Raw genomic sequence first — 12,388 nt, 5'->3', positions numbered from 1 at the left:
GTGAACCGGGGCTCTCATCATGCCCGGAGCACCGTGCGCCGCGTTCCGTTCGCGCGAACCCGCGCGCGGCGATGCGAAGCGCGCCGTCGCGTCTATTCCATCCGCGCTGATTTGCTTACGGCGAAAGATCGGTTCGTCAGGCTCGCGCCCGCGGGTACGATGGATCGGCCCATGCATCCCTAACTTTCTCGCCTGCCATGTCCACGACAACAAATCGAAACCACCGCCGCTCGTTCATCAAACTCTCCGTGGGCGCCGCCGCGGCAGCCGCATCGGTCGCCGTCTCGCCACTGGTATCGCCGCTCGCGTTTGCGCAGGGGCCGTCGCAAGGCGCGCCGCGCTCGCTGCGGATCGGCAATCAGAAGGGCTACCTCAATCTGCTCAAAGGCCGCGGCACGCTCGAAAAACGGCTCGCGCCGCTGAATGTATCCGTGAGCTGGACGGAGTTTGCCGCCGGTCCCGTGCAACTGGAGGCGTTGAACGTCGGCTCGATTGATTTCGGCGATGTCGGCGAAGCGCCGCCCATCTTCGCGCAAGCCGCAGGCGCGCCGCTCGCCTATGTCGCGGCGACCGTGCCGCGCCCGCAATCCGAAGCCGTGCTGGTGCCGCCGGGCTCGTCGATCCGCTCGGTGGCGGATCTCAAGGGCAAAAAGATCGCGCTCAACCGGGGCAGCAACGTCCACTACTTTCTCGTCAAGCTGCTGCGTCAGCATGGCCTGCAATACTCCGACGTGAACGTGGCTTACCTCGCGCCCGCCGATGCGCGCGCCGCGTTCGAACGCGCCTCCATCGACGCATGGGTGATCTGGGACCCGTTCTTCGCCGCCGCGCAGAAGACGCTCGGCGCGCGCGTGGTGGCGGATGCGAGCGGCGTCGTCGGCAATCGCGGCTACTACTTCTCGTCGCAGAGCTATGTGGCGAAAAATCCCGACGTGATCCGGATCGTGATCGAGGAAATCGAGAAGGTCGACCAATGGGGCAGCCGCAACAAGGACCAGTTGTCGAGCGAACTGGCGCAGCTTTGGGGCTTGCCGAAACCGGTCGTGGATGCCGCCGTGGCGCGTCAGCAGTTCGGCACCGAGCGCATCACGCGCGCGATTCTCGGCGAACAGCAGCAGATCGCGGACGCGTTCCTCGACCTCGGCCTGATTCCGAAACACGTCGACGTGCTGAGGGCCGGACCGCCGAATCTGGCCTGAGCAGGAGCTTGCAGACACTGCGGCCAGCGCTTAAAAGCCGTGTCCCGGGATAGCTTCCTGTAAAGCCCGGCGAAACTCCGGGTTGCTCTCGCGGCTGCGGTGGACTAAATCTAAAGCCGGGGCGCGCTCGGTGGATCCAGCGCGCACAGCGCAACGCGGCGGTCCCACGCCGCGCCACGCCCCGAGCCAGACAGAGGAGATACCGTCATGGGCATGCGCCCCGATCCCACGTTCCACGCCTCGCCGCGTCTCGCGATGGATGCGCCCGCGGAAGAATACGCGTACACGCTGCTGCTCAGCCCCGACTTTTCGCAGCCGGACGCACTCGCCGTCATCGACGTGAAGCCCGGCTCGCCGACTTATAGCCAGGTGGTTCACACGGTGCCCGTGCCGAACAAAGGCGACGAATTCCATCATTTCGGCTGGAACGCGTGTTCGTCGGCGCTCTCGCCGCTCACCGGCCACGCGTTTCTCGAACGGCGCTATCTGATCATTCCGGGCATGCGCTCGTCGCGCATTTACATCGTCGATACGAAGCCGCATCCGACCGAGGCGAAGATTCACAAGATCATCGAGCCCGAGGAAATCTTCCGCAAGACCGGCTATTCGCGTCCGCACACGGTTCATTGCGGACCCGAAGGCATTTACGTGAGCACGCTTGGCGGCGCAGGCCCGGACGGCACCGACGGCCCTCCCGGCATCTTCATCATGGACTGCGAAACGTTCGAGGTGCTCGGGCGCTGGGAAATCGACCGCGGTCCGCAGCAAAAGCACTACGACTTCTGGTGGAATCTGCCGCGCGACTACATGGTGTCGAGCGAATGGGCGTTGCCGCCGCAGTTCGAAAACGGCATCGTGCCTGAGGACCTGCTCGCGAACAAATACGGCCACGCCGTGCACTTCTGGGACCTTCGCGCGCGGCGCAATGTGCAGACGATAGATCTCGGCGCGAATCACCAGATGGCGCTCGAAGTGCGGCCCGCGCACGACCCGAGCCGCGAGTACGGCTTTATCGGCGTGGTGGTCGACACGACCAATCTCGAAGGCTCGATCTGGACCTGGTGGCGCGAAGGCGGACAGTTTCACATCGAGAAGACGGCGACGATTCCACCGGAGCCCGCCGACCCGGCATCGCTGCCGCCGCTGCTGCAAGGATTCGGCGCCGTGCCGCCGCTCGTCACGGACATCGATCTTTCCATCGACGATAAATTCCTTTACGTCGCCTGCTGGGGCACCGGCGAAATGCGCCAATACGACGTAACGGAGCCGCGCAAGCCCAAGCTCGCCGGCTCGGTGCATCTTGGCGGCATCGTGCGGCGCACGCCGCATCCGAACGGCGAGGCGTTCACGGGCGGCCCGCAGATGGTCGAGATCAGCCGGGACGGCAAGCGCGTCTACTGGACCAACTCGCTTTACTCGACGTGGGATAACCAGTTCTATCCGAACGGCGTGCCCGCCGCGCAGGTGATGGCGCATGCGGACCCGGCAGGCGGCCTCGCGCTCGCGGACGATTTCTGGGTCAGGTTCCCCGACGGCTACCGCGCGCATCAGATCCGTCTGGAAGGCGGCGACTGCTCGACGGATTCGTTCTGCTATCCGTCGGTGGGCGTTTGAGCGCAGGCTGGTCGCACGCGGGCCTGTGGCTCGCGGTCGTCGCAAGCGGTTGTTATCACGGCGCAAATCCGGCGATTGGGATGGCCGCTCGCCGTATCGAGCGCATTGATGCAACGGAAAGCGTGCGCGCTTGTTAGCGCGCTGCTGTGGCTCGCGACCGGCCATGTGCTGGCGATCTTCCTGATGGTGACGCCGTTCGCGATGCTCGGCGCGCTGCTCGCGTGGCAGCGCGAAATCCAGGCCGGCGCGAGCGCGCTCGTGATCGGCTTCGGCGTTTTCCTGCTGCTGTGGCGGCGTCATCCGCGAGTGCTCGCGCGCATTGCGCCGTCGCGGCTCGCGCTGTGGTCGTTCGCAATCGCGCTCGCGCACGGCGCGGGACTGATGCTCGTGCCGATCTACCTGGGCCTGTGCAGCGCGAACGATCTCGACCGCGCGCACGAAGCCGCGCAGACGCTGATGCAGTCGCGGCTCGGCATGGCGCTCGTCGTGTCCGGCGTGCATGCTGCGGCGATGGTGCTCACGGGCGGAGTCATCGCGTGGCTTGTCTACCGTTATCTCGGGCTCAGGTTCGTGTCGCGAAGCTGGTTCAATCTCGACGCGATATGGGCGTTCAGTTTTATTCTCGTCGGCACGCTTGCGCTCATGCTGAATGCGCGCGATTTTGCGTGGTCGTGAATGGATGGACCGCGCGCCGAAACGCGCGGCGCGGTCCATTCACGTTATCGCGCTACTACGCTGCTGCGAGCGCCGCATCACGACCGCAGGGACGCAGCGACGCATCATGGACGCAGCACAGCCGCCCTATTCCACGTTCGAAGCCTCCCGAACCACAGACGACACACTGTCGAAAGAGCGATCACCCATTCGTTTGAGCACGGCCAGAACTTCGCCGTCCGCGCCATTGCGCTGCGCAAGCTCGACCAGCTTGTCGCGGGTGGTCGGAAACTCCGCCCCTTCGAGCGCGCGTTCGATTTCCTCCATGCGCGGTTCGTCGGGATGGCGGTGGTTCTGCGAGCGAGCGGGATGCTGAGCCATATTCATCTCCTTGCCGGTGGAAAAGCCTGGTCTCAACGGTTTCGCATAATGTGTGCCGCGCGCTTATTTGCCCGCCGCGCCCTGCGTTCTGAAACGCCACTCGGTGACTTCGTGGAACGTCTCGCCGGGCCGCAGCACCGTCGACGGAAACGCCGGCTGGTTCGGCGCATCCGGAAAATGCTCGGCCTCGAGCGCGAACGCGTCGCCCTGCCGGTAGGTCTTGCCCGATGTGCCGACCACGCTGCCGTTCAGGCCGTTGGCGGTGTAGAACTGCAAGCCGGGCTGCGTCGTATAAAGCTCGAGCACGCGGCCGCTTGCCGGATCGACGGCGCGCGCCGCAAAGCGCGGGGGCGCGTTTTCGCTGGACTTGTCCGCCGCGTTGCTTTCCTGCCGCGCCGCATCAAGCACCCAGTTCTGATCGAAGCCGTGCGCGTAGACCAGTTGCCTGAACGACGAACGCAGCCGCTCGCCGATCGCGGTCGGCTTGCGCAAGTCCATCGGCGTGCCGGCCACGCTCGCGAGTTCGCCGGTTGGGATCGACGTCGAATCGGTCGGCGTGTAGCGCGACGCCCCGATCTGGATCGTCTGCCGCTCGATGCTGCCGCTGCCCTCGCCCGCCAGATTGAAATACGAGTGATTGGTGAGATTGACGACGGTCGGCTTGTCGGTGCTCGCCTGATAGTCGATGCGGAACACGTCGTCGTCCGTCAGCGTGTAGGTGACCCGCGTGGTGAGCGTGCCCGGAAACCCATTCTCGCCGTCGGGGCTCACGTAGCTCAGTTCGGCACTCGCGCCGTGGGGCGATTCGACCGGCTTCACGGTCCATATCTTCGCATCGAAACTCGACGGACCGCCGTGCAGCGTGTTCGGCGGATCGTTGACGGGCAGCGTCCACGTCTGGCCGTCGAGGGTAAAGCGTCCGTTCGCGATGCGGTTCGCATAGCGGCCGATCAGCGCGCCGAAATGGATGTTGCCGTTGAACTTCTCATAGTCGGCAAGACTCGCGAAGCCGAGCACGATGTTGGCCATGCGGCCATGACGGTCCGGCGTGCGAAGCTCGCTGATGACGCCGCCATAGCTCAGAAAGCTCACCGTCAAGCCGTGCGCGTTCGTGAGCGTGTAACGCGTGACGGGATGACCATCGGCGGTAACGCCATACGGCGCCTGCGTCAGCGAGCCCGCGACGGACACGCATGGCAGCCACGCGCACGACAGCGCCACGAGCGTCGCACCGCCAAATCTCGCCGTGCCCGCTTGCACGCGGTTTTTTGCGCTGCGGGGCGCGCCTTCGCCGGATCGCGCGACGACATGCGGTGCCTGCGAATTCATGCACGACTCCTGGAAGCAAATAGGTGGCCGGTTGCAAAGCGCATGCCTCGCGCGTGCGCAAGGCCTCTCGCGAGGCTTTAAACGGTCGCAGCATTATGTCTGCCAAATTTTCAATGGACGTAGAGCAAATACACGCCGCCCGCCGCTTGCAATAGCGGCGAGCGCTGTCACACGCGGTCGAATGCACCCGGCTGACATGCCGTGGAATGCGACTTGCATGCCGGTTGCCACTGACCGTCGCACGAACCCGCTGCCCGAACCTGTAACACGAACCCATTGCACAAACCCGCAGCACACAAACCCGCCGCACGCGCCGCCATGAGTGAACCCGACCCGATGCAATCCGAACTGCTCGACCCGCCGTCGCGCGATACCGCCGACGCGCCGCCCGCCGTCCCGAACGGCGCGGTGATGGACACCGGCTCCACCTGCGAATGGATTCTCCAGGCGCACCGCGCAAGCGTGCTGATCGACGCGGCTTCGTACTACGCGGTCCTGCGCAAGGTGATTCCGCGCGCGCGTCATTCGGTGTTCATCCTCGGCTGGGATATCGACAGCCGCATCGAGCTGGTTCCCGGCGGCGTCGACGACGGCTTTCCGCCGAAACTTTCCGAGTTCCTATGCGCGGTGCTCGACGCGAATCCGCAGTTGCGCATCTATCTGCTCGGCTGGGATTTCGCGATGCTGTATGCGTTCGAGCGCGAATGGCTGCCCTCGTACAAACCGGCGTGGCATGCGCACCGCCGCTTGTGGTTCCGGCTCGACGGCCGGCATCCGCTCGGTGCATCGCATCACCAGAAAATCGTCGTGATCGACGACAGCCTCGCGTTCACCGGCGGCATCGACCTCACCGGCTCGCGCTGGGACACGCCCGAGCATCGGCCCGACGATCCGCTGCGCAAGAATCTCGGCAAGACGAGCTACGAGCCGATGCACGACGCGCAACTGATGTTCGACGGCCCCGCGGCCGCCGCCATCGCGCATCTGGCCCGCGAGCGCTGGCGCCGCTCGCGCCGCAGCGGCAAGGCCGGCCGGCCGTTCAACGGCAAGTCGCCGCCGCGCACGGATTTGTGGCCGTCCGACATCGAGCCGGATTTCGCCGACGTCGATCTGGGCATCTCGCTCACGGAGCCGGCCTACGACGGCCGGCCCGCGATCCAGCAGGTGAAGGCGCTGCATCTGGCCGCCGTGGCCGCCGCGCGCCGCAACATCTATATCGAGAACCAGTACTTCACGGCGAATTCGGTCGGCTCGGCGCTGCAAAAGCGTATCGCGGAACCGGACGGCCCCGATCTCGCCGTCGTGTGTCCGTACCGGCAGAGCGGCTGGCTTCAGGAAGCGACGATGGGCGTGCTGCGCGCCCGTCTGCACAAGCTGCTGAAAACGGCGGACAGCAACGGCCGCTATGCGATGTACGCGCCCGCCGTCGATGCGCCGAACGGCCGCTTCATCAACGTGCACAGCAAGATCATGATCGTCGACGAGCGGCTGCTCGTGATCGGCAGCGCGAACCTCAACAATCGTTCGATGGTGCTCGACTCCGAGTGCTGCATCGTGATCGACGCCCGCGACAATCCCGAGCGGCAAGCGGCGATCGCGCGGATTCGCAACCGCCTGCTCGCCGAACATCTCGATTCGAGCGAAGCCGACGTGGACGAGGCGCTCGCGCGGCATGGCCGGCTCAACGCGGCGATCGCGAGCATCAAGAGCAACAGCGATTCGGTGCGCACGCTCGAACCGTTGACGCCGGAAGTGCCGCCCGAACTGCGCGACATCGCGGATGGCGTTCACGTGCTCGACCCCGAAGCGCCGATCGCCGCCAATGAACTGCTCGCGCAGTTCCTGCCGGAGCCGACACATCGTCCGGTGATTGCGAAGTTGCTGGTGCTCGGCGCGCTGGCGCTCGGCGTCGTCGCGCTCACTGTCGTCTGGCGCTTCACGCCGTTCGGTCACGAACTCAGCTTCGCGAAGCTCACCTCGGAGACGCAACGGCTCGCGGCCACGCACTTCGGCCCGATTGCGGTGGTGGCGATGTACGTGGTGGCCGCGCTGCTTTCGGTGCCGGTGACGTTGCTGATCGCCGTGACGGGCCTCGTGTTCGGCGCGATAGCGGGCGCCGCCTATGCGCTCACGGGGACGCTGATCGCCGCGGCGGCGGGCTGGGCGGTGGGCGCCTGGCTCGGCCGCGACGCCGTCCGCGAACTGGCCGGCGCGCGCCTGAATCAGCTCAGCGAACGCTTGCGCAGCAAGGGACTCGTCGCGGTGATCCTGTTGCGGCTCGTGCCGGTCGCGCCGTTTTCGATCGTCAATCTCGCGGCGGGCGCATCGCATATCCGCTTCTGGGATTTCATGGCGGGCACCGCGATCGGCATGGCGCCGGGCGTCTTGCTGGCGACGTCGTTTGCTCGCCAACTCGTCACGGCGGTCAGGCATCCGACGCCGCTTTCGTTGCTGCTGGTGGCCGCGATCGGCGTGGCGCTGGTGTCCATGTCGCTCGTCTTGCGGCGCATGCTGATGAGGCGGCAATGAGTGGCCGCGCCAACGAAACCGTGACCCTCGAAGAAGCGCAGCCCGTGCCGCGCGTGCGTACAACGTCGGCTCATACACGCGACGCGGGGGAGCCGCTGCGCATCGTCACGTACAACATTCACGGCGCGGTGGGCACGGACGGCAAACGCTCGGCGGCGCGCATCGCCGAAGTGATCGCGGCCTTGAACGCCGATGTGGTCGCGTTGCAGGAAGTGCCGCTCGGCGGCGCGGCGAGCATCGACGTGCTGCGCGAATTGCAGGACCTGACCGGCATGCACGCGGTGCCCGGCCCGACGCTCGACGGACCCGACCGGCGCTTCGGCAACGCGGTGCTGACCAATCTGCCGGTGCGCGCGGTGCGCACGCTGGACCTGTCGTTCGGCAGCCGCGAAGCGCGCGGCGCGCTCGATGTCGACATCGACACCGGCAATGGGTTGATGCGGATCGTCGCGACGCATCTCGGCCTGTCTGCGCGCGAACGACGCGCCCAGGTGCGGCTGCTGCTCGAAGCGTTCGATACGCCCGATCTTCCCGTGATCCTGCTCGGCGATCTGAACGAATGGTTCGTGTGGGGATGGCCGCTGCGGGCGCTGCTCACGCGCTTTGGCCGGGTCGCCGCGCCGCGCACGTTTCCGTCGCGCTTTCCGGCGTTTGCGCTCGACCGCGTGTGGGTGCATCCGGCCGCGCGTCTCGTCGATATTCAGGTGGATAGAAGCAGGCCGGCGCGTATTGCGTCGGATCATCTGCCGCTGGTCGCGCGGGTGTTGCGCTGAATTGAATGCTTGTGGCGAACGGCGGGTTGTTGTCGTTGTTGCGAGGGCTTGATGGAACGGCGCGTGCTGCGTTTGCCGTAGACATTGCGATTGGTGTCGTTCGCTACGGACTGGCACCGCCCTCAGCTTGCAATCTCAGCCAGGAGATCCCTCATGACCGAGCAGCCCGACCGTTCTTCCACTTCGCGTTCTTCCAGTCCGAATAACGAGCCTGCCGCGCCGCCCTCGCCGTCCACGCCTTCACGGGAGGGCATGTCGGGGCCGGGGCCGGCTCAGCCGCAACCGATTCCGTCGCCCGCGCCCGGCACGCCGCGCACGCCAGGCGGCAATCAGCTCGACGCCATCGACGAAGCCGACGCCGACAAGGTCGTGCCGAAAGATCCCAAAGAGACGCAACTGCGCGACACGATCTCGCCGCCGGGCGCGGGCAGCCATAGCGTCGACGACGACGGCTCGCCGCCCAAGCCGTTATAAATCGGCGCGAGCGGCGCGGTCAGTCCGTCAGTCGATCAGGCCTCGATCTTCGACATCACCGCGGTTGCCGGATCGTAGCGATAGCCCTTCTGCTCGAGACGTTCGGCGAGCGTCGCGCTGATGAATTTTTGCTGCGCGTCGCGTGAGATCAGATCGTGGTCCGGCTTCAGCCGCTCCAGTTCCGACGAGAGCCTGCGCAAGAGCGCGACTTCGGCGGCGCTGCGGGCGTCGAGGAACGTCACTTTCTGATTGGTCGCGCTCAGGCGCTGCTTGAGTTCCTTGGCATGCGCGATCCACTGCTCGGCGAGCGTGCGCAGTTCGGCGTAGGCCTTTTCGTGAGCCTTCGCCTGACTCGTCATCTGGCGGCGCAGCGACGCGATCTCGTCGGCCATTACGGCTTCTTTCGACTCATCGTCGGCGGACAGTCCTTCCGGCGACGCGCCCTGCTGCTGCGCGTGCGCCGTTTCGAGTTCGGCAAGCTGACGCTCCAGTTCCGCGACGCGCTGTTCGGCCGCCTGCGCGCGGCTCGTTGCCGCCGACGCATCCTGGGCGAGCCGGGTCGTTTCAGCCGTCGCCGCCGCGTTGGCCTCGCTCATCGCCGCAAGCTGCCCGCGCGCGGCGGCGAGTTCGTGCTGCACGCGCTCGACTTCGGCGCGCTGAGCCGCGGCTTCGTCGCCGTGAGCCGCGTGGGCGTCGCGCTCTGCCGCCAGTTCGGCGCGCGCCTGGTCAAGCTCGGTCTGCAGCGCGGCGAGTTGCGCGAGACTTTCGCTGGCTTGCAACGCGGCGTCCTGTGCACGCGATGACGCCGCGTTCGATTCGTCCGTCCATCGTTGCACTTCTCTCGCGTGGGCCTCGCCGGCTTCGCCCAACGCGGCCGCTTTCTCGTGCGCGGCGTCGCGCTCGGCGATCAGCCGCGCGATTTCTTCGTCCCTGGCGACGGTCGCGGCGTTCAGCGCTTCGCGTGCGCCGCGCTCTTCGGTCAGCGACGTTTCAGCGGCTTCGAGGCGCGCTTGCACAGCCGACGCGTGTTGCTCGGCTTCGGCAAGGCGAGCTTCCGCCGTCGATGCGCGTTCCTCGGCGTGAGCCACGCGGCTTTCGGCGTCACGTACGCGCTCGTCGGTCTCGGTCGCGCGAGCCTCGGCGGCCGATGCGCGTTCTTCGGTTTGCGCGACGCGAGCTTCAGCAGTGGATGCTCGCTCTTCAGCTTCCGCGATCCGCGCTTCAGCGGCCAACGCCCGCTCTTCCGTTTGCACGACGCGCGCTTCGGCCGCCGATGCCCGCTCGTCAGCCTCCGCAATACGCGCCTCCGCAGCCAACGCCCGCTCCTCCGCCTCCCCGACACGCGCCTCGCTGGCGGCCTCGCGTTCCTCCGTCTGCGCAACGCGCGCCTCCGCCGCCGCGGCGCGGTCCTCGAGTTCAGCGACGCGATCCTCCGCGGTCTTTGCACGGTCCCGCAGCGCCGACAGTTCGCTCGCGAGGCGATTCACGGCCTCTTCGGAAATGCTCAGCGCGTTCGTGAGCGTCGCGACGCGTTCGCGCGCGAGTTCGGCCTCGGCGAGCGTGTTCTGATACTCGGCGAGCGCCTCGTCACGCTCGGCGGCGAGCGCCTCCGCGTGGCCGCCCGCCAGCGCGAGACGCTGATTGACGACCCGCTCGGCTTCCTCGCGCGCGCTCGCCCACAGATTGCCGGCAGCGCTCAGCATGGTTTGCGCGACGTCGTCCGGCAAGCCCGTCATGACCGAAGCCGGCGCCTCCGCCGACGCTGGCTGGCGCGCTTGCCGCCAACGCTCGACGGCCGCCGACACGGCGACGATCGAACCGCAGCGCAGTTCGCCCCAGATCGCCAGCGCGGACACCTTCTTGCCTTCGCCGGCCATGCGGTCCGCGATTTGAGCCACCCGTTCGTCGGTGACGATGTCTGTTTCCATGGACATGAACGCCTCGAAAATCAAAGTAAGCAGGCGGGGATGGAGCGTTCCGCGCCGTCGTGAGTGGCAGGTATTTTACCGGGCAATGCGGCAATGCCGCGAGGCCGCGGCGGCCTGAGCCGCGCGCGCGCCGCGGCTCGAACAGGCCGCATCGTCACTTGCCGCTATACACCACCTTCCAGACCACGTTGCCGACATCGTCGGCGACATACAACGCGCCGGCCTTATCGACGGCGACGCCGACGGGCCGCCCGAGCGCGTGGCCATCGGCGCTGAGAAAGCCGCTCAGGAAAGTCTCCGGCATGCCCGCCGGCCGCCCGTGCTCGAACGGCACGAAAACGACCTTGTAGCCGCTGTATTCCTTGCGATTCCACGAGCCGTGCTGGCCGACGAAAGCGCCGCCCCAGTAATGCTGTGGAAAGCTCCTGCCGGTATAAAACGCGAGTCCGAGCGATGCCGTGTGATTGCCGAGCGCATAGTCCGGCGTGAGCGCGCTCGCCACCTTGTCGGGCCGCTGCTCCTTCACGCGGGTATCGACGTGCTGGCCGTAATAGCTGTAGGGAAAGCCGTAGAAGCCGCCGTCCTTCACCGCGGTCATGTAGTCGGGCACGAGGTTGTCGCCCAATTCGTCGCGCTCGTTGACGGCGGCCCACAACGCGCCGCTCTCCGGCTGCCAGTCCATCCCGTTCGGATTGCGCAGCCCCGCTGCGAACACGCGCGAGCGCCCCGTCGCGGGCGTGAATTCGAGGATCATCGCGCGGCCCTCTTCGGCCTCGATGCCGTTTTCCCCGACGTTGCTGTTCGAGCCGACCGTCACATAGAGACGCTGCCCGTCGCGGCTCGCCACGACATTCTTGGTCCAGTGATGATTGATCGGCCCGGCCGGCAGATCGGCCACCTTCTCGCCGGGTGTTGTGATCTGCGTATCGCCCGCGCGATAGGGGAAGCGCAACAGCGCGTCGGTGTCCGCGACATACAGCGAGTCGCCAACGAGCGCCATGCCGAACGGCGAATGAAGCCCCGAGATCAGCACGCTGCGGCTTTGCGCGGTGCCGCCCTGGCCGCGCAGCAGCACGATCCGGTCGGGACTCGGCACGCCCGCGCCCGCGCGCTTCATCACGAACTTCATTACCTGCTTGCGAACCCAGCCGACAATGCCGCCGTGCTCGTCGTGCTGCGCGGGCGCATTGCTTTCCGCGACCAGCAGATCGCCGTCGGGCAGCGGATACACCCAGCGCGGATGCTCGAGCCCGCTCGCGAATGCCGTCACCGTGAAGCCCGGCGGCGCGGTGGGGATGCTCTGGCTCGGGCGCGTTTGCACGGGCGCGATGTTGATGGTCGGCAGCAGCGAGGTTTGCGGCGACGGCAGTTCGGGACGCGGACCCAAACCCGTGTCGCCGATGTCCTCCGTCGTCGACGCGCAGGCGGCCAGACTCAGCGCGAGCATCGCGGCGACTGCGCCGAGGCGCGCTTCGGCCCATCGCGTGTGAAGCTTGTTCATTACATT

9 protein-coding genes and 1 pseudogene are annotated in these 12,388 nt (G+C 66.7%); 6 read left to right on the top strand and 4 right to left on the bottom strand.

All coding sequences use genetic code 11. The annotated features are described in order from the left end of the window. Positions 1–197 precede the first annotated feature (197 nt). The 3 genes and pseudogenes from ABIE53_RS29300 (at position 198) to ABIE53_RS29290 (ending at position 3,488) form a co-directional block, all read left to right on the top strand. A complete protein-coding gene (locus tag ABIE53_RS29300; RefSeq protein WP_192698974.1) occupies positions 198–1,199 on the top strand; it encodes a sulfonate ABC transporter substrate-binding protein in 1,002 nt (333 codons plus the stop codon). 207 nt (positions 1,200–1,406) lie between these two features. Then, positions 1,407–2,813, top strand: a complete 1,407-nt coding sequence (locus ABIE53_RS29295; protein WP_006047101.1) for a selenium-binding protein SBP56-related protein — start codon at positions 1,407–1,409, stop codon at positions 2,811–2,813. Beyond that, positions 2,810–3,488, top strand: a pseudogene (locus ABIE53_RS29290) (hypothetical protein). The gene ABIE53_RS29295 and the pseudogene ABIE53_RS29290 overlap by 4 nt, the downstream one beginning before the upstream one ends. A gap of 126 nt (positions 3,489–3,614) precedes the next feature. Here the strand turns inward: ABIE53_RS29290 and ABIE53_RS29285 are convergent. Both ABIE53_RS29285 and ABIE53_RS29280 read right to left on the bottom strand, forming a co-directional pair. Further along, positions 3,615–3,848 carry a DUF2795 domain-containing protein gene (locus tag ABIE53_RS29285; RefSeq protein ID WP_006047099.1) on the bottom strand — a complete coding sequence of 78 codons (234 nt, stop codon included), beginning with the start codon at positions 3,846–3,848 and terminating at the stop codon, positions 3,615–3,617. A gap of 63 nt (positions 3,849–3,911) precedes the next feature. After that, positions 3,912–5,177: an aldose epimerase family protein gene (locus ABIE53_RS29280; RefSeq protein WP_192698976.1), complete on the bottom strand. Its 1,266-nt coding sequence runs from the start codon at positions 5,175–5,177 to the stop codon at positions 3,912–3,914. Positions 5,178–5,495: 318 nt separating this feature from the next. Here ABIE53_RS29280 and ABIE53_RS29275 point away from each other — a divergent pair, with 318 nt between their 5' ends. From ABIE53_RS29275 to ABIE53_RS29265, 3 genes are all read left to right on the top strand, one after another. Continuing rightward, positions 5,496–7,706: a VTT domain-containing protein gene (locus tag ABIE53_RS29275; protein WP_006047097.1), complete on the top strand. Its 2,211-nt coding sequence runs from the start codon at positions 5,496–5,498 to the stop codon at positions 7,704–7,706. Next, on the top strand, positions 7,703–8,479 hold the full coding sequence (locus ABIE53_RS29270) for an endonuclease/exonuclease/phosphatase family protein (protein ID WP_192698977.1): 777 nt from the start codon (positions 7,703–7,705) through the stop codon (positions 8,477–8,479). The genes ABIE53_RS29275 and ABIE53_RS29270 overlap by 4 nt, the downstream gene beginning before the upstream one ends. A 153-nt stretch (positions 8,480–8,632) precedes the next feature. After that, a complete protein-coding gene (locus tag ABIE53_RS29265) occupies positions 8,633–8,953 on the top strand; it encodes a hypothetical protein (protein WP_029970628.1) in 321 nt (106 codons plus the stop codon). A gap of 35 nt (positions 8,954–8,988) precedes the next feature. Here the strand turns inward: ABIE53_RS29265 and ABIE53_RS29260 are convergent, their stop codons facing one another. Both ABIE53_RS29260 and ABIE53_RS29255 read right to left on the bottom strand, forming a co-directional pair. Continuing rightward, complete coding sequence (locus ABIE53_RS29260) at positions 8,989–10,887, bottom strand: DNA-binding protein (protein ID WP_192698978.1); 1,899 nt, start codon at positions 10,885–10,887, stop codon at positions 8,989–8,991. Positions 10,888–11,035: 148 nt separating this feature from the next. Further along, a complete protein-coding gene (locus ABIE53_RS29255; RefSeq protein ID WP_029970626.1) occupies positions 11,036–12,382 on the bottom strand; it encodes a PQQ-dependent sugar dehydrogenase in 1,347 nt (448 codons plus the stop codon). Positions 12,383–12,388 lie beyond the last annotated feature (6 nt).

Origin of the sequence: Paraburkholderia sp. OAS925 (genome assembly GCF_040543975.1) — a bacterium.
GTDB lineage: Bacteria > Pseudomonadota > Gammaproteobacteria > Burkholderiales > Burkholderiaceae > Paraburkholderia > Paraburkholderia graminis.
The sequence above is the reverse complement of the archived record's forward strand: the minus strand, read 5'-3'. Positions and strand labels throughout refer to the sequence as shown.